This window comes from Labilibaculum manganireducens, assembly GCF_963665805.2.
GTDB lineage: Bacteria > Bacteroidota > Bacteroidia > Bacteroidales > Marinifilaceae > Labilibaculum > Labilibaculum manganireducens.
The window spans coordinates 2,060,917-2,086,841 of sequence record NZ_CAXXEE010000003.1; the positions used below are offsets into that span (position 1 = coordinate 2,060,917).

At 37.9% G+C, this 25,925-nt stretch carries 19 protein-coding genes; 13 read left to right on the top strand and 6 right to left on the bottom strand.

The window, feature by feature from the left end; translation table 11 throughout:
• The first annotated feature begins 1 nt into the window (after position 1).
• Together ACHZAX_RS07915 and ACHZAX_RS07920 are read left to right on the top strand one after the other, a co-directional pair.
• Positions 2 to 889 carry a P-loop NTPase gene (locus ACHZAX_RS07915; RefSeq protein ID WP_320018685.1) on the top strand — a complete coding sequence of 296 codons (888 nt, stop codon included), beginning with the start codon at positions 2 to 4 and terminating at the stop codon, positions 887 to 889.
• Complete coding sequence (locus ACHZAX_RS07920; RefSeq protein WP_101309132.1) at positions 886 to 1,302, top strand: acyl-CoA thioesterase; 417 nt, start codon at positions 886 to 888, stop codon at positions 1,300 to 1,302. Before ACHZAX_RS07915 ends, ACHZAX_RS07920 begins: the two co-directional genes overlap by 4 nt.
• Before the next feature lie 92 nt (positions 1,303 to 1,394).
• Here the strand turns inward: ACHZAX_RS07920 and ACHZAX_RS07925 are convergent, their stop codons facing one another.
• Positions 1,395 to 3,023: a SulP family inorganic anion transporter gene (locus tag ACHZAX_RS07925; protein ID WP_320018686.1), complete on the bottom strand. Its 1,629-nt coding sequence runs from the start codon at positions 3,021 to 3,023 to the stop codon at positions 1,395 to 1,397.
• A gap of 417 nt (positions 3,024 to 3,440) precedes the next feature.
• Between ACHZAX_RS07925 and ACHZAX_RS07930 the strand changes: the two genes are divergently transcribed.
• From ACHZAX_RS07930 to ACHZAX_RS07980, 11 genes are all read left to right on the top strand, one after another.
• Positions 3,441 to 4,676, top strand: coding sequence for a threonine/serine exporter family protein (locus tag ACHZAX_RS07930; RefSeq protein ID WP_101309130.1), 1,236 nt, complete (start codon positions 3,441 to 3,443; stop codon positions 4,674 to 4,676).
• 143 nt (positions 4,677 to 4,819) lie between these two features.
• On the top strand, positions 4,820 to 5,680 hold the full coding sequence (locus ACHZAX_RS07935; RefSeq protein ID WP_320018687.1) for a YkgJ family cysteine cluster protein: 861 nt from the start codon (positions 4,820 to 4,822) through the stop codon (positions 5,678 to 5,680).
• Between the two features lie 446 nt (positions 5,681 to 6,126).
• A complete protein-coding gene (locus ACHZAX_RS07940; protein ID WP_320018688.1) occupies positions 6,127 to 7,695 on the top strand; it encodes a M61 family metallopeptidase in 1,569 nt (522 codons plus the stop codon).
• A 526-nt stretch (positions 7,696 to 8,221) separates the two neighbouring features.
• Positions 8,222 to 10,675 (top strand): trans-4-hydroxy-L-proline dehydratase, encoded by a 2,454-nt coding sequence (gene hypD, locus ACHZAX_RS07945; protein ID WP_320018689.1) that lies wholly within the window; start codon positions 8,222 to 8,224, stop codon positions 10,673 to 10,675.
• 10 nt (positions 10,676 to 10,685) lie between these two features.
• Positions 10,686 to 11,594, top strand: a complete 909-nt coding sequence (locus ACHZAX_RS07950) for a glycyl-radical enzyme activating protein (protein ID WP_320018690.1) — start codon at positions 10,686 to 10,688, stop codon at positions 11,592 to 11,594.
• A gap of 208 nt (positions 11,595 to 11,802) precedes the next feature.
• A complete protein-coding gene (locus ACHZAX_RS07955) occupies positions 11,803 to 13,740 on the top strand; it encodes a glycoside hydrolase family 97 protein (protein ID WP_320018691.1) in 1,938 nt (645 codons plus the stop codon).
• Between the two features lie 64 nt (positions 13,741 to 13,804).
• The gene (locus ACHZAX_RS07960; RefSeq protein WP_320018692.1) at positions 13,805 to 15,175 is read left to right on the top strand and encodes a DUF6055 domain-containing protein; all 1,371 of its coding nucleotides are present in this window, start codon (positions 13,805 to 13,807) and stop codon (positions 15,173 to 15,175) included.
• Between the two features lie 345 nt (positions 15,176 to 15,520).
• Positions 15,521 to 15,937, top strand: a complete 417-nt coding sequence (locus tag ACHZAX_RS07965; protein ID WP_101309125.1) for a Fur family transcriptional regulator — start codon at positions 15,521 to 15,523, stop codon at positions 15,935 to 15,937.
• 26 nt (positions 15,938 to 15,963) lie between these two features.
• Entirely contained in the window at positions 15,964 to 18,171 is a 2,208-nt protein-coding gene (katG, locus tag ACHZAX_RS07970; RefSeq protein ID WP_320018693.1) for a catalase/peroxidase HPI, read from the top strand.
• A 187-nt stretch (positions 18,172 to 18,358) separates the two neighbouring features.
• A complete protein-coding gene (locus ACHZAX_RS07975; protein WP_320018694.1) occupies positions 18,359 to 19,342 on the top strand; it encodes a cation diffusion facilitator family transporter in 984 nt (327 codons plus the stop codon).
• A gap of 24 nt (positions 19,343 to 19,366) precedes the next feature.
• Positions 19,367 to 19,795 (top strand): pyrimidine dimer DNA glycosylase/endonuclease V, encoded by a 429-nt coding sequence (locus tag ACHZAX_RS07980; protein WP_320018695.1) that lies wholly within the window; start codon positions 19,367 to 19,369, stop codon positions 19,793 to 19,795.
• 220 nt (positions 19,796 to 20,015) lie between these two features.
• Here the strand turns inward: ACHZAX_RS07980 and pepF are convergent, their stop codons facing one another.
• From pepF to ACHZAX_RS08005, 5 genes are all read right to left on the bottom strand, one after another.
• On the bottom strand, positions 20,016 to 21,914 hold the full coding sequence (pepF, locus tag ACHZAX_RS07985; RefSeq protein ID WP_320018696.1) for an oligoendopeptidase F: 1,899 nt from the start codon (positions 21,912 to 21,914) through the stop codon (positions 20,016 to 20,018).
• Positions 21,915 to 22,755: 841 nt separating this feature from the next.
• Positions 22,756 to 23,235 (bottom strand): IS200/IS605 family transposase, encoded by a 480-nt coding sequence (gene tnpA, locus ACHZAX_RS07990; RefSeq protein WP_320018697.1) that lies wholly within the window; start codon positions 23,233 to 23,235, stop codon positions 22,756 to 22,758.
• 519 nt (positions 23,236 to 23,754) lie between these two features.
• Positions 23,755 to 24,159 (bottom strand): hypothetical protein, encoded by a 405-nt coding sequence (locus ACHZAX_RS07995; RefSeq protein WP_320018698.1) that lies wholly within the window; start codon positions 24,157 to 24,159, stop codon positions 23,755 to 23,757.
• 219 nt (positions 24,160 to 24,378) lie between these two features.
• Positions 24,379 to 24,855: a GyrI-like domain-containing protein gene (locus tag ACHZAX_RS08000; protein ID WP_320018699.1), complete on the bottom strand. Its 477-nt coding sequence runs from the start codon at positions 24,853 to 24,855 to the stop codon at positions 24,379 to 24,381.
• 19 nt (positions 24,856 to 24,874) lie between these two features.
• Complete coding sequence (locus tag ACHZAX_RS08005) at positions 24,875 to 25,303, bottom strand: hypothetical protein (protein ID WP_320018700.1); 429 nt, start codon at positions 25,301 to 25,303, stop codon at positions 24,875 to 24,877.
• Positions 25,304 to 25,925: the final 622 nt, after the last annotated feature.

Genomic DNA, 25,925 nt, shown 5'->3' on the forward strand with positions numbered 1-25,925 from the left:
AATGAAGGACATAACTATTCTTAGTGGTAAAGGTGGAACAGGAAAAACCAGTATTACGGCAGCTTTAGCTTCGGTGATTAAAAATACTGTTTTTGTGGATGCTGACGTTGATGCAGCTGATCTTCACATTATTTTTCAACCGGAAAATAAAGAGACACATGTGTTTGAGGGAGCCTGGGTTGCTTCTATTGATACCAATTTATGCACCAATTGCGGTCTTTGCAGACAGCATTGCAAATTCGAAGCCATTCATTTTAAATCGGGTGGAGGCTTACATATTGATGCTTTTGCATGCGAAGGTTGTCGTCTTTGTGAACGTATTTGTCCTGCAGGAGCAATCAGTTCAGAGCGAAGCCGTAACAATCATTGGTTTGTGTCCGATACGCGTTTTGGATCCTTGGTTCATGCCAAAATGGGACCGGGTGAGGAAAATTCCGGCAAATTGGTGACTCAAATCCGCAAAAAAGCTAAAGAAATTGCCATAGAAAAGAATGCTGATTTTATTTTAAACGATGGACCTCCGGGAATTGGCTGTGCGGCAATTGCGTCTATTACCGGAGCCGATGCTGTAATTTTGGTTACAGAGCCCAGCAAATCAGGATTTCATGATGTGGTGCGTTTGGTAGAGTTGGTGCAGTCGTTCCAAATACCGATGTATGCTCTAATCAATAAATATGATATCAATTTAGAAATTTCCATTCAAATGGAGAACTTTTTTATTACACAGGGAATTAAATTGATGGGAAAACTGCCTTTTTCCGAAGAAGTAGTTTACTCGATGGTAGAGAAAAAAACAATTTTGGAGTACAATAAAGATTCGGAAATTGGCAACGCACTATCTGAACTTTGGAAGAAAGTTGATGTTTCCGAACTAAAAATTGAACAATGATTATTGGTGAATATAAAATACGGCCAAGATACAACGAGGTGGATCAAATGGGGTACGTCTATCATGCCAACTACGTTAACTATTGTCACCAGGCCAGAACGGAACTGCTGCGTCAATTCGGCATAAACGACAAGGTGTTAGAGGATAATAATATCATGCTTCCTGTAATTGAAATGAATTTAAGATATTTAAAACCGACAGGATACGATGAAGAATTAACGGTTCGAACCAAAATAAAAGAATTGCCCAAGGTTCGTTTCAAATTTGAGTTCGAATTTGAAAACGGAAGAGGAGAAAAAACATGTACTGCAACATCTACGGTGGTTTTTGTGGATAGTAAAACCCGAAAACCACATCAAGTTCCTGATATGATTGTGAGTGCCCTGCAAAACGAATTTCAATTAGTAGTTTAGTTTTTATGTTTTTTTAGGGGATTAAACATGAAAAAACCGGACTTTAGGATGAATACCTATTGTCCGGTTTTACTTTTAAAGTTTCTTATTAACTACAGTAAGTTTTTTGCCGCTTTAACAGCATCATCAAAATTGTCGAAAATATTTTCGTTGCTTATTAAGTGATTAATTTCGCTTTTTCGTAAATCGCCCATTACTTCTGAATTTACTCCTGATAAAATCACCTTTGTTTTTCTGCTTTCCAGATCCTCAATGATTTCGGTGAAGTTTCGAACTCCGGTGGTATCCATAAAAGGAACATGACGCATTCGAATGATAAGAACGGATGTAGAACTTTTTAGGTTGCGAAGGGTTTCCTGATATCTTTTGGCAGCGGCAAAAAAGAACGGGCCGCTAATTTCATATATTTCAATTTCCTTAGGGATTTGATTGTAATTCTGTATTTCATCCGATTCAGATTCATGTTGAATTATGCCATTGATTTTTGACATTCGATACATGAAGATTAAGGATGCCAGCACAATTCCCATTTCGATGGCGATGGTTAAATCAACCAATACGGTTAAGAAGAAAGTGGTGAGTAAAACGATAATATCGAATCTTGAACCTTTAAGAATAGATTTGAAAGATCTCCATTCACTCATGTTGTAGGAAACCACTATTAAAATACCTGCCAGACACGACATTGGAATTAATTTTGCCCATCGTCCAAATACCAGCATGATTAATAATAGAGTAAGTGCATGAATCATTCCCGCAACAGGTGTGCGTCCACCGTTCTTAACATTAGTTGCAGTTCTCGCAATAGCTCCTGTTGCCGGAATTCCTCCGAAAATTGGAGAGAAGATATTGGCAATTCCCTGTGCAATTAATTCTGTATTGGACCGATGATTTCCACCGATCATACCGTCGGCAACTACTGCGGATAACAAAGACTCAATTGCTCCCAAAATAGCAATGGTAATGGCAGGTTGAAAGTAATTTGGAAGATTGGTCCAGTCAACAGTTGGAACCGAGAAACTAAATGAATTGGGAATGTCTCCATATACCGATTCGATGGTGTTAACAGGCATGTCAAAAACCTGCACAAGCGCGGTCATTGTAATAATTGCGATAAAGGATCCAGGTATTTTAGGAATCAATTTACCGGCGAATAAGGTCAATAGGATTGTACCCCCGCTAATCGCGATTGCATATATATTGAGACTGGAAATATTAGAGAAATAACAAGCCCATTTTCCAATAAATTCTGATGGAACTTCTGCTATCTGAAGACCAAAGGCTGCTTTAATTTGGGTAGAGAAAATAACCAGAGCAATACCCGAAGTAAAACCAACAATTAAAGGATGGGGAATGAATTTTAAAACCGCTCCCATGCGCAGCACCCCAAACAGAATCAGAATAATACCCGCTAAAAATGTTGAGATCATTAATCCATCAATGCCGTACTGACTTACGATACCGTAAACAATTACGATAAAAGCTCCGGTAGGTCCACCAATTTGAACACGGCTGCCACCCAATAAAGAAATGATAAAACCAGCCACAATTGCTGTAATTAAACCTTTTTCGGGCGAAACACCCGATGCAACAGCAAAGGCAATGGCCAAAGGAAGAGCAACGATACCTACAATAATTCCTGCAAACAAATCCTTTTGAAAGGCTTGTAAATTGTAATCTTTTAGTACAGTGAATAATTTAGGTCTAAAAATAGTGTTCATTTGTTAATAATTTAAATGATAATAGTTGGCCTGATAAAGTTCAGGAAGAATCCGTCATGCTAAGGTTTATCCGCAAAGGAAACCCTATTATTTATGACAGATTTTTTTTTTCGTTATTGATTGTTTTGAGTTGCAAAAGTAATGCATAAAGGCTCTCGTTATTCTCCCAAAGGAGAATATTTTAAGGAAAATGAAACAAAACAAGATGTATTCTTTCCTTACCAAATATAAATGCAGGGAATTACAGGATTACGGAATGGCTTGGAGCATAAATAAATTGTATTTTTGTACGGATTTAAAGGCGTTAGTCATCTGCGAACGGTTATTTGTTATCGGTAAACAGAGAAAAATAAAATGCTTAGGTGCAGAACACAGCCGCTAATTTGAAATAATCATTTAGAACAGAAATAAAAGAACATGCAGGTTCCCGGAAAATATAAATTCATAGTGCAGTTGGGCAAGGCCCTGCATACTTACGGTGTACCCTCCTATAAATCGCAGATTTATTTGACAGAGATTTCGGAAAAGAAAGGGATTAAGGGAAGTTTTATGGATACACCAACCTGGATTAACTATGTGTTTTACGAAGAGGAAGAACAAACCTACAACTACGTAGAATGCGTGCCACCAGGGGAATTAAATTTGGGTGCTTTGTCGCGAATTGTAGAAATTACTAATGATGTTCTTTCTAATAAAAGCAGTTTTGAAGAAGCAAAAATGGCCATGGAGCAATTAAAAACAGCACCTTTTGCTTACGGTAAACTAACCGAATTGGCTGCTTTCATTCTATCGGCTGGGGCATTTAGCATGATATTGGATACCAGTTGGGCATCTGCAATTACTGCATCAATTATTGGCGCTGTGATTTATGGCATCACTCTTTTGGCTCAAAAATCGGGATACATTCGCAGTGCTCTGGAATCATTAATTGCTTTTGCAGCTACTCTGATAACCGGTTTATTGTCTATGCAATTTGAGCAAATCAATATTTCCATGACTATTCTGGCATCTATTATTGTGTTTATTCCCGGATTATCCATAACTACCGCGTTGGAAGAGATTACTTCCCGAAGTTTGGTGTCTGGAACAGCCAAGTTGTTCGACGCCTTGGTATCGCTTTTCAAACAGTTTTTTGGTGTTGTCTTAGGTTTGGCAATTCTTCCTTTGTTTGTTGATTTACAACCTAATAATGTAATAAATGATGTGCCCGAGTGGCTCGACTACTTGGCTATTTTGGTTTTGGCACTTAGCTTGGCCGTAGTATTTAAAGTGCGGACAAGAGATTTGTTGTATTGCGTAATTGCAGGATTTGTTAGTTTTTATACCACTACTCTTTTCGATTTCACAGGAATTTTAGTCAGTATCTTTATCGGAACTATTGTGGCTGTGAGCATCAGTAAGTTGTTTGGTAAAATAACACGATCGCCGCAGTTGGTGTTTTTAGTGCCGGGAATTGTGATGCTCGTTCCGGGAAGTAAAGCATTTATTGGTTTAAGTAGTGTGTTTCTTGATGCGCCTGGAGCGCAAAATAACATGGGAACACAGGTACTTTATATTTTTATGGGGATTATTGGTGGTTTAATTTTCTCTGGTAGTTTTATGGATCGAAACATCAAAAAAGCATCCTCGAAAAGCATGCTGACAGGCCAATAAATAATTCTATTAATGATAGTAATCGGAGATATATCCTCAGGAAATTTGAGATATCTGTAATTTTAGATAATGTTTTAGCAATTTGGTAGCCGTTTAATTATTGAGCTGCTATTAAGTGTAATATCAAAAAAGAATCAACAATAATGCAAACAAATATACTGAGTCTTCAAAATATACTGCCTCTCACCTGTGCGCGGATTGGAGCTTGCTGCCATGGCAACCAAGTGTTGCTTAATCCATGGGAGTTGGTCTGTCTGGCTAAGGAGAAAAAAATGACTACAAGGGAATTTCGCGATCTTTACTGTGAGTTCGGCGGAATTCGTTTGCACTTTAACGGAAAAGCAGGATGGGGAGAGAAGCAAGCCTGCTCTCAATATGTCGAAAACTTTGGATGCAGTGTTCATCTGGGGCGCCCGCTGGCTTGCCGGTTATATCCACTAGGCCGTCAAATACAAAATAATGAAGTTAACTATATGTTTCAGGGAGATCAACTTCCTTGTTTGGAAAAATGTCCTGAAGTCATCAATTTACGTCAAATGAGTGTTGGGGAATATCTTAATGGGCAGATAACGGATCAATTCGAATTGGCTCAGGATCAATATTTAGAAATAATGCAAAATATAGCTGATATTGCATTTGAACTGCTTCTTGATACTGGTCTGGCTGAATCCGGAGATAAAGAAACATTGCCACTGTGGAGAAAAATGGGCAATGAGCCTCCGGAAGAATTAGCAGAAAGGATAGGACAGGAGTGGATTGATTGTTTGATGATTCCTGAAATATCTGATGATGATCCGATTACATTTACTCAAAAACACAATAATTTGCTTCAATTAAAAGCGCAGAAAGAATTTGGAGCCTTGCAAACAAATCAAGAATTACATGAAGCTTCTGTTTTAATTATGGGAGTAGCTTTGCATTTTGCTCGTGGTATAGGAGCTGATCCTAAAAGTTTGGTTGAGCATTGGATTGGAATTGCAAAGAATCACGGCGCTCAGGAATAGTATTTCTGATAAAAAGACTTCGTTCGAGCTTACCATATTATAGTAACAGACCAGACCGGATTTGTTTTTAAATACTTCTGATGTTGCAGAACAATGATTTTCAACAATAATTAGATACAAATACCATTATCAATTATTTGGTTAAAAATTTTAATACCAACAACGATATTAATAAAAGCATTATTTTTGTTGAAATCCTAATCATTTCCATCTAAAACAATATTTTTACGATGCATTATCTATTTTGTTTACTAATCAATATGGAGAGCAGTATCGATTAGTAAAATTGAATGTCTCGATATAAAATAAATCAAAAATATTTTACCAATTCGAATGAAATAACTCCAATGAAATTTTCTTTAAATACCCGCGACAAGAGTTCTTGTTTTAAGAACAGAAAGTTAACTTCTAATATTGGAAACAGAAACTTAGGCATTCAGCATTCTATGCATCGATTAAAAATAAGATGGTTAAGAATTAGTTGTATTGCCATACTTATAGCAGCTGCAAATCCTGTTGCGGCTCAGTCTGTTAAACCTGTATTCGAGTATATTGTCTCCGTACCCGAACCTTCATCTCATGTTTATCACGTAGAGCTTCATACTTTAGGCTGGGATCAGGATACTGTTGTATTTAAAATGCCGAAATGGATGCCTGGATATTATCAAATAATGGACTATGCAAAATCGATTAAAAATATTACTGCCCATGATGATGAAGGCAATAAAATTTTTATAACAAGCCGTAATGAAAATAGCTGGAGTATTGGGGGCATTAAGAATAAGTCAATTATTTTAAGTTATGATATAAAAACAGATAAAAAATTTGTTGCTAATAGTTTTGTTGATGAATCTCACGCCTATATCGTACCCGAAAATTCATTCATGTATGCCGATGGATTTCTAGAATTGCCCGTATCGGTAAAAGTTGAGATGAATAGCAAATGGAAAGATATTGCAACTGGTCTGATGGTAATTAAAGGTCATCCATTTGAATTTGCGGCTTCTAATTTTGACATTCTGTATGATTCTCCATTATTAATTGGAAACTTAGAGGAGTTGCCAGCCTTCAAAATAAAAGGAATTGAACATCGATTTATAGGTTATGATATTGGTAGTTTTGATAAAATACGGTTTATGAATAACCTAAAAAAAGTAGTTGAATCAGCCATTAATATCATTGGTGATATTCCTTACGATCGCTATACTTTCATTGGTATTGGTCCCGGACAAGGAGGAATTGAACATTTAAATAATACAGTGGTAAGTTTTAATGGCAATAAGCTCAATTCAGAGAAAGCCGAGCATTCAATGATGAATTTTTTGGCTCACGAATATTTTCATAATTACAATGTAAAACGGATAAGACCTTGTGAATTAGGTCCATTTAATTATGACAAAGAAAATAGAACGAATCAGCTTTGGGTAAGTGAAGGTTTAACAGTATATTATGAGTATTTAATTTTGAAAAGGGCTGGTTTTGGGGACACTAAAACTATGTTTTCTGATTTAGAAGCGAATATTAATACAGTCGAGAATAATCCTGGCAGGTTTTATCAAACTTTAGCTCAAGCTAGCTATAATACATGGGAAGATGGTCCTTTTGGCGGTCAAGGTGAAAAAATAAACAAGTCTGTTTCGTATTATCAAAAAGGCCCTGTTGTTGGACTTTTATTAGATTTTGCAATTCGTAATTCTACTAGAAACAAGAAATCACTTGACGATGTGATGAAATTAGTATATTGGGAATATTATAAAAATAGTAATCGAGGATTTACAGATGCAGAGTTCCAACAAGCCTGTGAAACCATTGCCGGAAAATCCTTGAACTCTGTTTTTGATTACATTTATACGACAAAAGAATTAGAATACAATACTTATTTGAATTATGCAGGTTTACGTTTAGATCTAAAACTTAATTCGCAACAAGAAAAGAAATATACACTAAATCGAATAAGCAAGCCAAATTTATTACAACAGGAAATACTTAGATCTTGGTTACAGGAAACGAATTAAAATAGCTTTTCTTGAAAAGAATTGTGGGTTGGGAAGGAGCAGGAGAAAGTGAAATTAAATTCCCCGTTTTTATTTATTGCAATGTATTTCATAATTCTGGAAATGTAAGAAAAAATTTGTACTGCACATAATGATTTGTGATTGATTATTGTGATATAATAGTAATAGCCGTGACATAAAGTATGTTACGGCTTTTTTCTACTTGTGTTCTGGATGATAAAGGATCTTATTTAAAAAAAATATATGAAGGAAATGAATCAGTTGACTAAAAAATTCCTACTTTTGATTTTAGAAAATAGACCAAATGATTATTCTTCAAACGTTAACACATTCATATCGTCGTCTATTCAATTGCCTGATGTACTACAATCGGACAATTTAATCGATATTACTTGTTTCAATATATGAAACAGGTAAATTCCTCACACACTACATTTACACTTTTTATTTATTTGCGGATTGGTTCGTAGATAAAGATGTATTAGGTACCCAACTTTAGTTTTTGAACCCAAAAATTAATAACAAAATGAATTCAAATAATCTACATAAAACTCCTGAGCGTGCGCCTCGTTCAGAAAGCAATTACAGCAATACACATTCTTCGGATTCCCATGAAAGAATGACCGAACGTATTCAGAATTTACGCAAAATTAGTGTCGGTACAGAGCCTTCGCTTGATATCGAAAGAGCATTGATCGAAACTGCTTTTTACAAAGAAAACAATGGTAAATATTCCATTCCAATGATGCGGGCATTAACCTTCATGGAAATTTGTAAAAAGAAAACAATTTATCTGGGTGAAGGTGAGTTGATTGTGGGGGAACGCGGGCCATCACCAAAATGTGTACCTACTTTTCCCGAGTTGACCTGCCATAGTGTTGACGATTTAAATGTATTAAATACCCGCGATTTGCAACGCTATACCATATCGCAGGAAGATATTGATACTTATGCGCGTGAGGTAATTCCATACTGGGAAGGCCGAACCATGCGCGAACGTATTTTCAACTATGTGCCCCAAGAGTGGAGTGCGGCTTACGAGGCAGGTTTGTTTACCGAATTTATGGAGCAGCGTGCTCCCGGCCACACGACTTTAGACGGCAAGATTTACAAAAAAGGATTGCTCGATTTTAAAAAAGACATTCAGGCTCACATCGACCGTTTGGATTTTATGAACGATGATGAGGCCACTGATAAGCTGGAAGAGCTGAAAGCCATGGCAGTTTCCTGCGATGCTGCGATTGTATTTGCAGAACGTCATGCCGATTTAGCCGAAGAACAGGCTAAAACAGAAAAAGATCCTCAAAGACTTACTGAACTGAAAAAGATTGCTGAAGTGTGTCGTTGGATACCAGCTCATGCTCCCCGGAATTTTCACGAAGCCATCCAAATGTATTGGTTCATGCATCTTGGAACCATTACCGAGTTGAATGGTTGGGATGCTATGAATCCAGGTCATTTTGATCAGCATCTGGAACCTTTCTACAATAAAGGAATAGAAAGCGGAGACTTATCACGTGAGGAGGCAAAGGAATTACTGAGTTGTTTCTGGATTAAAGTAAATAATCATCCGGCACCGCCAAAAGTGGGAATTACAGCCCGTGAAAGCGGCACCTATAACGATTTTACAAACATCAATATTGGAGGAGTCCGCAGAGACGGTTCCGATGGTGTTAGTGAGGTTTCTTATCTGTTGCTGGAGATTATTGAAGATTTGCATATTCTGCAGCCAGGAAGTTCTATTCATGTTAGTACGCGTACTCCTGATCGTTTTTTAAAAGAGGGTTGTAAGGTGATTCGTCAGGGACATGGTTATCCTTCTGTTTTCAATCCCGATGTGTATGTCATGGAGTTGCTTCGTCAAGGTAAGTCATTGGAAGATGCCCGCGAAGGTGGTTGCAGCGGTTGTATCGAAGTAGGAGCTTTTGGGAAAGAAGCCTATGTTTTAACTGGGTATCTTAATGTTCCGAAAGTTTTAGAGGTAACCTTAAACAACGGAATTAATCCCGTAACCGGTAAAATGGCTGGGATTCAAACCGGTGATCCCCGTGATTTTAAAAGCTTTGAAGAATTGTACGAAGCATTTTTGAAACAGCTGAATTTTGTGGTTGATCAGAAAGTCAGGGTAAGTAATTATATCGACCGTATGTTTGCTAAATATGCACCGGCACCACTTTTATCGGTATTAACCGACGATTGCATTGCCAGAGGGCGTGATTATTATAATGCCGGACCACGATACAACACAAACTATATTCAATGTACTGGTTTGGGAACCATTACCGATAGTTTGGCAACACTGAAAAAACATGTGTTTGAGTCGAAAGATTTTACAATGGATTCAATTTTGGGAGCTGTTGCTAAAAACTTCGATGGGGAAGAAATTCTTCGTCAAACCATACTCAATAAAACACCTTTTTTTGGAAATGACGATGAATACGCCGATAGCATTGCAGTGCGTGTTTACAACGATTTGCTGGAAGCTATTGATGGTAAGCCAAATACTAAAGGAGAAATCTATCATCTGAATATGCTGTCGACTACTTGTCATGTGTATTTCGGTAAAGTGATGGGAGCAACTCCTAACGGGCGGTTAGCCGGAAAATCCATTTCGGATGGAACTTCACCTTCGCATGGCAGCGATGTTAACGGTCCTTCAGCAGTGATTCGTTCTCTGACAAAAATTGATCAGACCAAATCGGGTGGAACTTTATTGAATCAGCGTTTTCTTCCTAGTTTACTGAAAAGGGATGAAGACATTAATAAGCTGAGCAAGCTAATCCGAAGCTACTTTTCTTTGGGAGGTCATCACATTCAATTTAATATTGTTGATTCAGCAACTTTGCTGGCCGCTCAGGCATGTCCGGAAGATTACAAAGATTTGTTGGTACGTATGGCCGGTTACAGCGATTACTTCAATGATATGAATGCCGATTTACAGCAGGAAGTGATTGATCGTACTGAAAATGAATCGTTTTAAATCTTTTTAAATGGGAAAAGGACTGATTTTCGATATTAAAAGATACGCTATTAACGATGGACCCGGCATTCGGGTAACTATTTTCTTTAAAGGTTGCCCTTTGTCCTGCGTTTGGTGTCATAATCCGGAAAGTATTTTGGATTACGCGCAGAAAATGTACACAGCTTCGAAATGTATCGGAGCTGTAAAATGTACAGCGGTTTGTCCGAATGATGCGCTGACTTTAACCAGAAATGGGATTGAAACAGATGTTGAATTGTGTAATCTTTGTGGAAAGTGTGCTGAGGTTTGTCCAACAAAGGCCATTGAAATGTCGGGGCGTGAATACAGTACGGCTGATTTGATGAAAATTATTGAAAGGGAGACCGTTTTTTTTGATCATTCCCAAGGTGGAGTGACTTTTTCAGGCGGAGAACCCTTGATGCATTTTCAAAAACTGATTGAACTTCTCGATCAATGTGGTAAAAAGGACATTCATCGGGTAGTGGATACTACATTATTTGCGAATACGGATGTTGTTCTTGATGTGGCCAAGCGAACTGAATTATTTTTGGTTGATTTGAAAGCCTGGGATTCTGATGTGCACCGAAAGTATACCGGAGTTCCCAATGAGCAAATTCTTAAAAATATAAAGCAGTTGGCAGAAATTGGTAAAGATTTTATCATTCGCATCCCCTTTATCGATGGGGTGAATGCTGACGAACAAACTCTGAGAAATGAAGCGGCGTTTCTATCGTCAATCCCATGGGAACGAAAAGAAGTGAACCTGTTGCTTTATCATGATATTGCAAAGGGAAAACATCAAAAACTAGGGTCGGCTTACAAAGCTGAGGAATTGGCAACTCCCTCAGATGAAATGGTACAATTAGCTCAATCCATTTTCGCCGAAAAAGGCATAAGTGCCACTGTTGGTGGCTAATCGTAATTTACTAAAACATTCAATTAAACAGAAGATGCACATATGTGCATCTTTTTTTTACATATGTATTGGTGTTATTATGTGTTAAATATGCAACTTTGGGTATACTAATCCAAACAGATGAAACGACCATGCAAAAATTATTACACACATGTGCATGAGTGTAATTTGAGAGTTCCATCTGACAAAAACTTTAAATTATAAACAGATGAAAAAACTAATTATTGTATTGTGTTTATTTCTTGGAAGCTACACCTTTCTTAATGCACAACACAAACTAAAGTCCCCCAATGGAAAAATAATTGTAAATGTTGATGTTTCCAATGGCATTCATTATTCTGTTTCGTTGAACGATCAGATATTTGTTGAACGATCAGATATCGGTTTATCTTTTAATGATATAGATTTATGCAAAAATGCAAAGCTTAAGAAAACATCATACACTAATCAGGATAAGCTGGAAACCCCTGTGGTTGCTTTAAAAGAAAGTAGTATCAGAAATAATTACAATCAGTTAAATCTGGAATTTAAAAATAAATTAACCATCGAATTCCGCGCTTTTAATGATGGTGTGGCTTACCGCTATGTTACAAACAGCAAGGGCGATGTTGAAGTAAATGAAACAGCGAAAATTGAATTTGCAGATAATTATAAAATGTGGGCTTCTCCATTGGATGGATATGCAGGCAGTTATGAACCCGATTATCAAAAGGTGAAAATAAATGATTTTTCAACTTCCAAAAACACCTTTTTACCGTTGCTGATTGAACATTCAAAAGGATATAAAATGTTGATGACTGAGGCGGATGTTTCAGATTATCCACACATGTTTCTAAAGAAAACAGGTGCAAATACGCTAAGCGCAGCTTTCCCTTCTTATCCGTTAGAAACGAAATTGATTGGTGATCGCGGAAGTGAAATTGTAAAGGGAGCCGATTACATTGCAAAAACAACAGGTAAGAGAAGCTTTCCATGGCGTTTAATGGTTATCTCAGAAAAAGATGCACAGCTAATGGAATCAAATTTGGTTTATTTGCTTGCACCGGAGAATAAAATAGAGGATACCTCATGGATAAAACCAGGTAGAGTTGCCTGGGATTGGTGGAATGCTTCCAATTTGTACGGTGTTGATTTTGAAGCAGGTTTAAACACAGATACCTACAAGTATTTTATCGATTTTGCAGGTCGCAACGGTTTGGAATACGTTATTTTAGATGAAGGTTGGTCGGTGTCAACTACAGATATTACGAAACCAAATCCAAAATTGGATCTGTTTGAGTTAATTCGTTACGGGAAAGAAAAGAATGTAAAGCTGATTTTGTGGGCTAGCTGGAGAGCTATTGAGGACCAATTTTTAGTACTCAGGAAATACAAAGAGTGGGGGATTGCAGGAATTAAGGTTGATTTCATGAACAGAGCCGATCAATGGATGGTGAATTACTATGAAAAAGTGGCCAAAGAAGCTGCGCAAAATGAGTTGTTGGTTGATTTTCACGGAGCTTTTAAACCCAATGGATTGCACCGGGCCTATCCAAATGTAGTTTCTTACGAAGGGGTTCAGGGAAATGAACATTGCAAATGGTCAGCCAACGTAACTCCCGAACACATGCTAACACTTCCGTTTACCAGAATGGTATGCGGCCCGATGGACTTTACTCCGGGGGCGATGCGTAATTTTAACTCCAAAGAATTTAAATTCAACTTTTACCGTCCGGGCAGTCAGGGGACACGTTGTCATCAACTGGCACTTTTTATTGCCTACGAAAGCGGAATTCAGATGCTTGCCGACAGTCCTTCCAATTACGAAAGAGAACAGGAATCAACAGATTTTTTAGCCAGTGTACCCAATACATGGGATGAGCTAAAAGTTTTGGAAGCAAAAGTTGAAGAATATCTTGTGATTGCCCGTCGAAAAGGAGATCAATGGTTTATTGGAGCAATGAATGATAATGAGACCGAAAGAGAATTCACCCTTGATTTATCATTTCTTTCTTCAGGCGCAAAAAAAGCAATTATCATGCAGGATGGTTTGAATGCAAACCGGTTTGCAGAAGATTATCAAAGAATCGAAAAATCAGTAAATAATCAGTCGAAACTGACTGTGAAAATGGTTAAAGGAGGTGGCTTTGCGGCCCGAATTAAATAGTATTTCGATTGTAGAGTTAGTTTTTTTTTAAATGAACGTATTGATAACGAATTAATTAATAAGCATGATACATTCAAAATTTATGAAGATTTCGGGAATCATTTTGTTGGCCATATTCTCAGCATCCTGTGCCAACAAGAGCAATATGGAATCGAAACAGACTGCTGTTGAAAAGGAATTATATCTGCCTGCAAAAATTTATTTTGTGCCGGATAGTAACGACTTCAGCTGCGATACCAGTAAATATTGTTACAAAAGAATGGTACAATCAGCAAATATAGCCCTTTTCTGGGATAAGGAATTTGGCGGTAATCCGATGACCAATGCTGATGAAACAAAGCGTTTTGATGCGAATGAAGCTCTTAAGGAATGTGAAAGGTTTTACAACTACTATGTAAATGATCTCAAGATAGTGCAGAAAGGGAAATCATTGTCTGATAAATACAAGTTACTCATGTTTGTATTCGGAGGCAAGGAGGGAACTGCATTTGGTGGTGGAGAAGAGGATAAAGTGGGTGTTTTATGGACTCCTGCAACAAGAATTAACCGTGCACCGTATGGAGCATTAGCTCACGAAATGGGTCATAGTTTTCAATACATTTCCAGTGCCGATAACGGAACGGGGCCTGCAGGACCGATTATTGAGATGTCTGCGCAGTACATGTTATGGCAGGTGTATCCGGAATGGATGACTTTTGAGAATTATCATTTGGTAGATTTTATGAAGGGAACACATTATGCATTTCTCCATCCGGCAAACATGTATCATTCACCATATGTGTTGGAATATTGGTCGGATAAGCATGGAAAAGAGTTTTTTGGAGACTTGTGCCGTGCAACCAAAAACGGCGAAGATCCCGTTGCAACCTATAAGAGGATGAACTCATTGACTCAGGATCAGTTTAATGATGAGATGTTTGATGCTTCACGCAAATTTATCACTTGGGATATGAAGCGAATCGAGAAAGTGGCAAAACAATATGCCAATCAACATTATACCGTTTTGAATGATACAGGAAATGGATGGTATCAAATTGCAGCATCAAATTGTCCTCAGAATTACGGATACAATGGAATCAAGTTGAACGTTCCTAAAATGGGAACAAAAGTGGTTCTGAATTTTAAAGGAATTGCAGGTGCCAAAGGTTATAGCACAGTTAAAACAGATAAAGCCGGGTGGCGGTACGGATTTCTGGCTTCGCTGAAAGATGGCAGTCGTGTTTACGGAGATGTATTTAAATCTGCAGCTGATACAGTATCTTTTACAGTGCCCGAAAATACTGAATATTTGTGGTTGGTTGTAAGTGGTGCACCTACTGAACATTGGCCGGTTGTTTTTAAATGGGGAGCATCGGATGATGATAGTCAGGAGGAACAATGGCCCTACCAGATTAAATTATCGGGAACCGAAATAGACAGTTCTCAGATAAAATAAATGATACTGTTTTATATGTAAGGCGTAATCGACAATTAGCAGAAGAATATTTTTCATAAGTTTAGCAGCAGGGAGGAGAACATTATTATATGTTTTGCCTCCCTTTTTTTGTTTAGATAACAAAGAATCAGTCTTTAGATTAACTTTCAATAAATTTAACAAAGTCTATGCGAAACGTTTATTGATTATTTATGACCGCGTACCAGCCATTTCCTTCTCAGTGTTCATTTTGATGAACAATCCATCGATAATTACCTGAAAATAAAATTCGTGAAAAGAAAAAAAAGTTGTAAGTTAGTAATTCCTAAAAGAGAATAATTCTCATTTAGATATTAAAAATGTAAAATGAGTTCAGAAGATATTAAAAATAAGCTGACAGAAAGAGGTTTAAAAGTAACCCCTCAAAGAATGGCAATTTTGGAAGCAATATATAATCTAAAAAATCATCCGACTGCGGAGAATATAATTGACTATATAAAAAAAATGCACCCAAACATAGCCACAGGAACAGTATATAAAGTTTTAGGTGCTTTGGTTGACAATCGATTGGTGAAGAAAGTGAAAACAGAAAATGACATCATGCGTTACGATGGAGTCATGAAAAGTCATCATCATTTATATTGCATGGAATCGGATGTGATAAAAGACTATGTTGATGAAGAACTGGATGAGCTGCTTCAGAATTATTTTGAAAAAAAGAATCTTCCTGGTTTTAAAATAGAAGATATAGTCCTTCAGGTAAAGGGAACATTTAATAAGTAGTAAAATTTCACTTAAAATAAATTAGTATGGAAAATGATTCTGGAAATATAAGTAAATGTCCGGTAACCGGTGCAAGCGGAAAACACAGTTTTGGTGTTGGCGGCACAAAAAATCGTGATTGGTGGCCAAATCAGTTAAAGCTCAATATTCTTAGGCAGCACGCTGAAAAATCGAACCCAATGGGCGAAGAGTTTAACTACGCCAAAGAATTTAAAAGCCTTGATTTAAAAGCAATAAAAAATGACCTGTATGAGTTAATGACTGACTCGCAGGATTGGTGGCCCGCAGATTTCGGACACTACGGACCATTTTTCGTACGCATGGCCTGGCACAGCGCAGGCACCTACCGTACAGGTGATGGACGGGGAGGAGCAGGAAGCGGACAGCAGCGTTTTGCACCCCTAAACAGCTGGCCCGATAATGTGAATCTGGATAAAGCACGCAGATTACTTTGGCCTGTTAAACAAAAATATGGGAAGAAAATATCATGGGCCGACCTAATGATACTTGCAGGGAATACAGCTTTGGAATCGATGGGTTTCAAAACCTTTGGATTTGGCGGAGGACGGGAAGATGTTTGGGAGCCGGAAGAAGATGTGTATTGGGGCTCGGAAACCGAATGGCTGGAGAATGATGAACGGAAACTGGATCCGGACGAAACAGATAATCCGCTTGCTGCCATTCAAATGGGATTAATCTACGTAAATCCGGAAGGACCCGACGGAAATGCAGATCCGCTCGCCGCAGCCAAAGATATACGTGATACTTTTGCCCGGATGGCAATGAATGATGAAGAAACCGTAGCTCTGATTGCCGGAGGGCATACATTTGGGAAATGTCATGGAGCAGGAGATGTTTTGCATGTGGGCGCTGAACCTGAAGTTGCAGCCATTGAAGAGCAGGGTTTGGGTTGGAAAAGTAATTTAGGTACAGGAAAAGGAGGCGATACAATTTCCAGTGGGCTGGAAGTAACATGGACACAAACTCCTGTAAAGTGGAGTTATTATTATTTCGAAAACCTGTTTAAATTCGACTGGGAACTAACAATAAGTCCGGCCGGAGCAAAGCAGTGGGTCGCTAAAAATGCAGGAGATGTAATGCCTGATGCTCACGATGCGTCTAAAAAACATGCTCCCACCATGCTTACTACCGACCTTTCTTTGCGTTTCGATCCTGTCTACGAAAAAATTTCAAGACGTTTCTATGAGCATCCTCTTGAGTTTGCCGATGCATTTGCCAGAGCTTGGTTCAAGCTCACACATCGGGATATGGGGCCGCGTTTGCGCTATTTAGGGAATGAAGTACCGGCAGAAGAACTTATCTGGCAGGATCCCATTCCGGCCATCAACCATCCTTTGATTGATACGAAAGATATTGCCGGATTAAAAGCGAAAGTATTAAAATCGGGACTAACTGTTTCGCAATTGGTTGCAGCGGCATGGGCTTCTGCTTCAACATTTCGCGGTTCCGACAAGCGGGGAGGTGCCAATGGCGGCCGTATCCGCCTTGCTCCCCAAAAAGACTGGACTGTTAACAATCCGGCTCAATTGGCAACGGTTTTAGCAAAGCTGAAAGAGATTCAAAAGGAATTCAGCAAGGCTCAGCATAATGAAAAAAAGGTTTCGCTTGCCGACCTGATTGTGCTGGCTGGCTGTGCCGGTGTTGAGAAAGCAGCAAAAGATGCCGGCAGCAGCGTAACGGTTCCTTTTACGCCTGGACGTATGGATGCTTCCCTGGAACAAACCGATTTGGAATCTTTCAAAGTACTGGAGCCTGCAGCAGATGGTTTCCGTAACTATTTAAAAACAAAATACAAAGTTTCCACGGAAGAACTATTGATTGACAAAGCACAATTACTGACATTAACAGCTCCTGAAATGACTGTATTGATTGGCGGTATGCGTGTATTGAATACAAATTTTGACAATTCCAGACATGGTGTTTTCACAAAACGTCCGGAAGTGCTCACCAACGATTTTTTTGTAAACCTTTTGGATATGAGTACAGCATGGATGCCGGCATCAGAGGACAAAGAAAAATTTGATGGCCGCGACCGAAAAACCGGCAAAATAAAATGGACAGCAACCCGTGCAGATCTTGTTTTTGGTTCGAACTCGGAGCTTAGGGCACTTGCCGAGGTTTATGGAAGTTCGGATGCTCAGGAAAAATTCGTTGCAGATTTTGTGGCAGCATGGAACAAAGTAATGAATCTTGACCGTTTTGATTTGGCCTGATTTTTTTGCAGCCTTATAAAATTTACTAATTACGCAAAAACCTTCGTCTGATTGGGCGAAGGTTTTATTTCTTTGTGGCAATCAGAAATACCTTTTACCGGGTATAAATTTGTAAATAACTGTGTATATACCTTCTAAAAGCCAATTTATTTATGGGACAAATGCGATATATTCCATAAATTTAAATATGCGCAAAAATGATAAAAGAATAAAATTGGTTGTTCAACGGAGAATTGTACTTTTTTCTGTTCTGATTTTTGCTGCAAAAACGGGAGCCTACTTCTTAACCAATTCTGTCGGAATTTTAACGGATGCCCTGGAAAGTACCGTAAATGTAATGACTGGTTTTATCAGTCTTTACAGCATAAGTTTTGCTTTAAAACCGCGTGATTCCGATCATCCTTTTGGACATGGTAAAATTGAATCAATATCGGCCTCTATCGAAGGAATATTGATTGTATTGGCAGGTCTGGTTATTATTTTTGAGGCAGTAAAACGTTTGTTCAATCCGCGTGAAATAGAGCAATTGGATGTTGGAATACTGATTGTTGCCCTGGCCGGATTACTAAATTACATATTGGGTTACTTTAGCATTAAAACCGGGGAAAAACACAATTCAATTGCTTTGGTTGCCGGGGGAAAACATTTACAATCGGATACTTATTCTACCATAGGATTGGTTGTTGGTTTGGGTTTTTTGTGGCTGACAAAAGCAGCTTGGCTCGATAGTGTCATTGCCATGCTGTTTGGCTCTATCATTATCTATACCGGGTACAAAATTCTAAAAGAGACCACATCGAATTTAATGGATGAGGCTGATTTTAACTTGTTGAAAGATATCTGTAAAATTCTGTGGGAAAACAGGAATGAAAACTGGATCGATGTAAGCAATCTGAAATTGCTGAAATACGGAGACAGGTATCATATTGATTGTGATTTGACCTTGCCTTGGTATATGAACATTGCTGATGCTCATAAGGAAGGGGATTCAGTTACCCAAAAGATTTCAGAACATTATCCTTATCCAATTGATTTCACCATTCATACGGATGCCTGCAGCAGCGAATTGTGCAGGAATTGTTCCATCCCCAATTGTGAATTTCGCTCTCATTCTTTTGAAAATGAAACTGTTTGGACGGTAGAAAACACAATAAAACAAGCAGTTTCTTAATTACAAACAAATAACATCCCTATTATGAGAATCTGGTCGGTACACCCTAAATATCTGGATACAAAAGGATTGCTTGCGCTTTGGAGAGAAACACTGCTTGCTAAAAATGTATTGGAGGGCAAAACAAAAGGCTATAAAAATCATCCGCAGTTGCTGAGGTTTAAAAATTCAGGCAAGCCGCTTCATTGTATCAATCAATATCTGGAAGCTGTTTACAAAGAATCGTGCAGGCGTGGCTATCAGTTTAATAAAGACAAGTTCGATTTGTATGATGAACCTGCAGTTTTGCCTGTAACCGACGGACAAATAGAATTTGAAGTAAATCATCTGTTAAAGAAACTGCAACAGCGCGATGCAGAGAGATATTTAAAATTAGCAGAAGAAACCAGTATCGAGACACATCCGCTTTTCAGAGCAATTGAAGGCGGTGTTGAGGAATGGGAAATTGTATAAAATATTGGAGGAAAACAGCTTGACAGAGAGAAGTATTTGTTTCAAAAAAAAAGAGGGTGTCCAAAAAGAAATATTTTGTACTGGATTGTCTGTCATGTTGAGCTTGTCGAAACATCTCATTTTAAATGAGTAGATTCTTCGTCCCGTTTCATCGGGATCAGAATGACAATAGAACAATACTTTTTGGACACCCTCTTAGTAAATTTATTTCGAAACAGATTTAATTCTTAATCTTTTCAATCTCTGCAGCCAATTGATCAACCAGTTTGTCCAATTGATTGATAACGGCCAGCATCGCTTCCGGTTTCGATAAATCAACACCGGCTTTTTTCAATTGTTCCATTGGAAAATCGTTACCACCCGATTGTAAAAGGGTGATGTATCTTTTCAAGGCTTCCTGTTTCTCCGTTTTGCTTCCCTCGGTTACATCTTTGTACAATTTAGCCGACGATGCAAAACAGGTTGCATACTGGTACACATAGTAAGGAGAGTTGTAAAAGTGAGGAATTCTTGTCCAAGGATAGTTAGAATACTGTGTTTTTTCAGAAACATCGCCGTAATACTGGTCAGCAATTTCGCCCCAGGTATTTGTTAGTATTTCTGCATTTACTGGTTGTCCCTGTTCTACCATAGTATGAACCTGATATTCGTAATCAGCAAACATGGTTTGTGCAAAAAAGGTACCGATAATTCCTTCAATAGACTGAGTCAGTAAAGCAATGCGTTCCTTAGGATCTTTTGTTGTTTCCATCATATGATCCAATAACAGGCGTTCGTTAAAAGTAGAAGCAACTTCAGCCACAAATATCGTATAATTCGAAGTGGTAAACGGCTGTGTTTCGTTCGATAGAGTCGTGTGCATAGTATGTCCCAACTCATGAGCCAAAGTGAAAACATACTCAAGTGTTTCATCGTAATTTAGCAGCATGTATGGATGCACGCCGTAAACTCCGGACGAAAATGCTCCGGAACGTTTGCCGGGATTCTCATAAACATCCAGCCAGCCGCTGGCAGTTGCTGTTTTTAATTTTTCCTGATATTCTTTTCCCAAAGGCAAAACTGACTCAGTAACTACTTTAACGGCTTCATCGTATGGGTATTTCTTGTCGAAATCAACCAAACTGATTGAACCGTCGAAACCATAGTATTTTTCCAGACCCAATACTTTTTTACGAAGTTTGTAATATTTCTGAACAGGTGCCGTATTTTCTTTTACCGTTTTAATCAGGTTCAAATACACATCTTTCGGAATGTTGTTGCCTTCCAGAGAAGCATCCAGACACGATTCGTAATTTCTGGCCCGTGCATTTGCCCATTCCGATTGAATAATTCCGTTGTAAACAGCGGCGTAGGTGTTTTTATTCTTGTAGTATACGTCGTAAATTGCTTCGTAAGCCTTTCTGCGGTCTGCCTGATTTCTGTTGTTGGTCGTAATTTGAGAATACATTCCCGGTGTTACAGTTACTTTCGAACCATCCGACAGTTCCACTTCCTGAAATTCGATATCAGCGGTCGATAAAGCTTCAAATACCGATCCTGCAGTTTCTGATACCTGAGAGTAATAGGATACCAGTTTTCCCAATTCTTCACTCAAAACATGCTTTTGTAAACGATACATATCCAATAATTCGAACTCGTAAACTTTTAAACCTTTGTTTTCAGCAAGCCATTGTTTCATGACAGCTTCCGGAATTGCAATCATTTCAGGCGAAATCCAGGCGGTTACAGGTCCGAAATCCGCAAACAAAAGTCCAACTTTCTGCAGTTTTGCCTGCAGATCCATATTTCGTGTATCAACAGTGCTTTGGAACGAAACAAACTGATAAACTTTGTAAGCTTTTTTCATCAGGTTCTCTTGTGCAGTCATTAACTTTAGCAAGTTGTCAGAACTTTCGCCAAGCGTTCCTTTACAGGATAGAATTTCCTCCATGTCAACCGAAATTGCCTTAAAATCAGCTTCCCAGGCATCCCAGTTTTCATAAATATCAGAGAAATTCCATTTGTACTTTTCCGGAATTTCTTCCCGGCTTTTGTAATTCACCTGTGCCATTGTCTGCAAACACATTGTAGTAGTAAAGGCTGCAACAAGAAATCCTTTTCCCACTTGTTTAAAATTCATTTTCATTGTCTTTATTAATGTTAGTTGAATAGATATTTGATGTTAAAGCAATAAATATAAAATGATGGGCTCATATAAGCATAATTTTTTCGATGTAAGATAGTAAAATCGGGATGTATGTGGAATATTGAAGAGCAAAGCCTTGTTGTTGGGAGTGAAGTGAAGCTAAAGCAAAACAATGGGAATATTTTAGTTACAGTTGGCTAAAGCCAAACTGCAACAGATAAAAAACACAAAGCATTAATTGATAAGAGCAGAAAAGCTCAGTATCCATTGCAGTTGCTTTCAAGCAACTGATAACAAGAAAAAGCAATTACAGAGGGAGTGAAGTGAAGCTAAAGCAAAACAATGGGAATATTTTAGTTACAGTTGGCTAAAGCCAAACTGCAATGGATAAAAAACACAAAGCATTAATTGATAAGAGCAGAAAAGCTCAGTATCCATTGCAGTTGCTTTCAAGCAACTGATAACAAGAAAAAGCAATTACAGAGGGAGTGAAGTGAAGCTAAAGCAAAACAATGGAATATTTTAGTTACAGTTGGCTAAAGCCAAACTGCAATGGATAAAAAACACAAAGCATTAATTAAAAGCTCAGCATTTATCATGGTTACACGCCCATTTTTTTAGGAGCCTTAGCTCCGAGATCTTCGCAATATTTTGCATGTCAGAGATAAAAACAGGGGCGTAGCCCTGATGTTTTCGCAGCAGATAGTTTCTGCACCATTTTTTTAGGAGCGTTAGCTCCAATATCTTCGTAGAATTTGCATGTCAGAGATAAAAACAGGGGCGTAGCCCTGATGTCTTCGTAGCAGATAGTTTCCGCACCAATTCAATAGGGGCGTTAGCCCTGTAATCTTCTCTGATCGTACCATTCAAATAAATATTTAGGATCGTAATTCACGTTGAATTTTTCCAGCAACAATAAATATTCTTCTTTAAACGATTGTTTTTTATGGTGTTCCGCTTGGTTCAATACATATTTTACCACATTATCGATATGCGATTTAGAATAGGTAAAAGCTCCAAAACCATCTTGCCAGGAAAATTTTCCGGGGATGTATTTTTTTTCGTTCAACCATTTAGAAGAACCTGATTTTACCTGCTCCATTAATTTTGATGGGGAAATTGTTGGATGCATTCCAATAAATATGTGTGTATGATCGGGATTGCAATAGATCGCATAGGTTTTACATTTTTGGTTGGTAACAATGCCGCAGATTACTTTTTCTAATTCATCTCTGAACCGTTCTTTGATTAGGTTTTCACGCCCTTTAACCGAAAAAACGAATTGAGTATATAATTGGGTGTATGTATTTGCCATATTTGTTTCTTTAAGATGTCAGGGCTACGCCCTTTTATTCTTGTAATTATTCATTTTTACGAAGATGCATGGGCTACGCCCCTGAAACTATATTTTGTCATGTCTGTTTCTTTAAGATGTCAGGACTACGCCCTTTTATTCTTGTAATTATTCATTTTCTGCGAAGATGCATGGGCTTCGCTTCTAAAACTGTATTTTGCCATATTTGTTTCTTTAAGATGTCAGGACTACGCCCTTTTATTCTTGTAATTATTCATTTTCTGCGAAGATGCATGGGCTTCGCTTCTAAAACTGTATTTTGCCATATTTGTTTCTTTAAGATGTCAGGGCTACGCCCTTTTTTCTTTTAATTATTCATTTTCTACGAAGATGCATGGGCTACGCCCCTTTTTTTAGGAGCGTTAGCTCCAACATCTACGCAGGATTTGCATGCCAGAGATAAAAACAGGGGCTTAGCCCTGATGTCTTCGCAGCAGATAGTTTTCGCACCAATTTTTTTAGGAGCGTTAGCTCCAACATCTACGCAGGATTTGCATGCCAGAGATAAAAACAGGGGCTTAGCCCTGATGTCTTCGCAGCAGATAGTTTTCGCACCATTTTTTTTAGGAGCGTTAGCTCCAACATCTTCGTAGGATTTGCTGATGTCATCGTAATAAATAGTTTCCGCACCATTTTTTTAGGAGCCTTAGCTCCAACATCTACGCAGGATTTGCATGCCAGAGATAAAAACAGGGGCTTAGCCCTGATGTCATCGTAATAAATAGTTTCCGCACCATTTTTTTTAGGAGCCTTAGCTCCGAGATCTTCGTAGTATTTACATGTCAGAGATAAAAACAGGGGCGTAGCCCTGATGTCATCGTAATAAATAGTTTCTGCACCAATGCAAAGGGGCGTTAGCCCTGTAATCTTCTCTGATCGTACCATTCAAATAAATATTTAGGCTTGCAATTCACGTCAAATTTTTCCAGCAACAATAAATTCTTCTTTATTTCACTTCGCCTTGGCATAAAAGCTTGCCAAAGAGCATCCATTGCAGTTGCTTTCAAGCAACTGATAACAAGAAATTTTTAAAATCAGGCTTTAGCCTCATAAAATAAACAACAAGCAGTATCCCATAAAGTGTGTAAGTAAAGTTATTCTGATTTATTTCCCTCGTATCGGTATCCATATTTCTTCTTCCGAATTTGGGTCCGCATTTTTATATTTTTCTCCTAATATTTCAAAATGCGGCCTGTTGTCCAATAAATAATTTGATTCAGGAATCCATGTCCCAAAAATATATTGAAAGATACTATGATCGTTGCCTGAACCTTTGTAACTGAAAACGGCATATAGTCCGCCCGGCAGGGTAAAAGTTTCCATATTGGCGGGTAAGTTATCAAAATTCCCAACTTCAACTACTGCCCACTTTTCAAAAAGATTAGTTGGCTTAAAGTCCGAAAAATGAGTAGACGGATATACCTGCATTGAAATCAAGTCATTTGTCAGTTGGTTCTTTATTTCACTTCGCCTTGGCATAAAAGCTTGCCAAAGAGCAGCTGTTTTGTTGGCCGACAAGGACATTGATAAATGAATTCCTATCAATTTTTTCTCCTGTATGTTTTCAATTCTGGCCTGCATATGTTTATTATTTGCTTTTTTAGTTGGCAAGAGCGTTAATCAGTTTGTTGTATTTAGAAGTCTTTCTTATAATTAATATTCCTAGAATAAATGAGGCGATAACAATTGCAGCAAAAATAAGGATGCATACAATTGCAAGAATTGTATCAAATAAGTCTCCGGCTCTGTCAGCTCCCGGTTTAAAAAAGTCACCAAGAATAAAGCCGATCATAGCCAGACCCGTTAAAGGATTAAACTGAATTAAGGTCCAGATGCCTACAAAATAGTTCCACTTTATGTGTTTTGGGCTAAGGGCGATGTAGGCCGGCACTAAAGTGATCAGCCCATAAAGCATGAACAGGAAGTTTTGGGTCAGAAATACGAGTAAGAAAATCTCAAGCATTCCTAAACCAATAAAAAACCAATTGATTCTTTTTAAACTCTTTAGTGTATTTTCTGGTGATGTCATAATTAATCTGTATGTGGTTTGTATTTTAAGAATATTATTCATTTACTATATGTATCGTGATGAACGATATTGGCAGCGATCATATTATTTTTATTTATTCCCCTCAATCTATTTTTGCCGGACAACAGGTTTTCTCTTTGTTGCCGCACGATTTTATTCTGTGGTTTTATTAAATGCTACGGGATACAACCATGCATCAGTCGGGGAGTTTTTGATTGTATCAATTAATGCCTGCAACTCCCTAAACAGATATTTGATGTTGAAGCAATAAATATAAATGATGGGCGCAGATAAGCATAATTTTTTCGATGTAAGACTGTAAAATCGGGATATAAGTGGAATATTAAAGAGCAAAGTCTTATCGTTTCGGGAAGGAATTCAATATAATGTTGATATTATTTAAGACTGAAATAATATTATTTAACAATGCTAAGTTGATGCTGATTTTTATATTTTTACATAAATGAATTATAATATCTCTGGTTTTTTTATAGGTAATTGATAAAAAGCCTGTAAATTAAGGAAAAAATAAAAAAAGCGACTCGTTAAAGCCGCTTTGAATGTTTTCACAACGGAATAATCCTTATTGTGATTTGCTTACAAAATGTACATCAAAAATAGA

Excerpts from the sequence above, each read along its gene's own strand:
- ACHZAX_RS07940 (WP_320018688.1), top strand. The coding sequence starts at position 6,127 with ATGCATCGATTAAAAATAAGATGGTTAAGAATTAGTTGTATTGCCATA.
- ACHZAX_RS07935 (WP_320018687.1), top strand. The coding sequence starts at position 4,820 with ATGCAAACAAATATACTGAGTCTTCAAAATATACTGCCTCTCACCTGT.
- ACHZAX_RS08000 (WP_320018699.1), bottom strand. The coding sequence starts at position 24,855 with ATGCAGGCCAGAATTGAAAACATACAGGAGAAAAAATTGATAGGAATT.
- ACHZAX_RS07925 (WP_320018686.1), bottom strand. The coding sequence starts at position 3,023 with ATGAACACTATTTTTAGACCTAAATTATTCACTGTACTAAAAGATTAC.
- pepF (WP_320018696.1), bottom strand. The coding sequence starts at position 21,914 with ATGAATTTTAAACAAGTGGGAAAAGGATTTCTTGTTGCAGCCTTTACT.
- ACHZAX_RS07960 (WP_320018692.1), top strand. The coding sequence starts at position 13,805 with ATGATACATTCAAAATTTATGAAGATTTCGGGAATCATTTTGTTGGCC.
- ACHZAX_RS08005 (WP_320018700.1), bottom strand. The coding sequence starts at position 25,303 with ATGACATCACCAGAAAATACACTAAAGAGTTTAAAAAGAATCAATTGG.
- ACHZAX_RS07995 (WP_320018698.1), bottom strand. The coding sequence starts at position 24,159 with ATGGTACGATCAGAGAAGATTACAGGGCTAACGCCCCTTTGCATTGGT.
- ACHZAX_RS07955 (WP_320018691.1), top strand. The coding sequence starts at position 11,803 with ATGAAAAAACTAATTATTGTATTGTGTTTATTTCTTGGAAGCTACACC.
- tnpA (WP_320018697.1), bottom strand. The coding sequence starts at position 23,235 with ATGGCAAATACATACACCCAATTATATACTCAATTCGTTTTTTCGGTT.
- ACHZAX_RS07975 (WP_320018694.1), top strand. The coding sequence starts at position 18,359 with ATGCGCAAAAATGATAAAAGAATAAAATTGGTTGTTCAACGGAGAATT.
- ACHZAX_RS07920 (WP_101309132.1), top strand. The coding sequence starts at position 886 with ATGATTATTGGTGAATATAAAATACGGCCAAGATACAACGAGGTGGAT.
- ACHZAX_RS07950 (WP_320018690.1), top strand. The coding sequence starts at position 10,686 with ATGGGAAAAGGACTGATTTTCGATATTAAAAGATACGCTATTAACGAT.
- ACHZAX_RS07980 (WP_320018695.1), top strand. The coding sequence starts at position 19,367 with ATGAGAATCTGGTCGGTACACCCTAAATATCTGGATACAAAAGGATTG.
- hypD (WP_320018689.1), top strand. The coding sequence starts at position 8,222 with ATGAATTCAAATAATCTACATAAAACTCCTGAGCGTGCGCCTCGTTCA.
- ACHZAX_RS07915 (WP_320018685.1), top strand. The coding sequence starts at position 2 with ATGAAGGACATAACTATTCTTAGTGGTAAAGGTGGAACAGGAAAAACC.
- ACHZAX_RS07965 (WP_101309125.1), top strand. The coding sequence starts at position 15,521 with ATGAGTTCAGAAGATATTAAAAATAAGCTGACAGAAAGAGGTTTAAAA.
- katG (WP_320018693.1), top strand. The coding sequence starts at position 15,964 with ATGGAAAATGATTCTGGAAATATAAGTAAATGTCCGGTAACCGGTGCA.
- ACHZAX_RS07930 (WP_101309130.1), top strand. The coding sequence starts at position 3,441 with ATGCAGGTTCCCGGAAAATATAAATTCATAGTGCAGTTGGGCAAGGCC.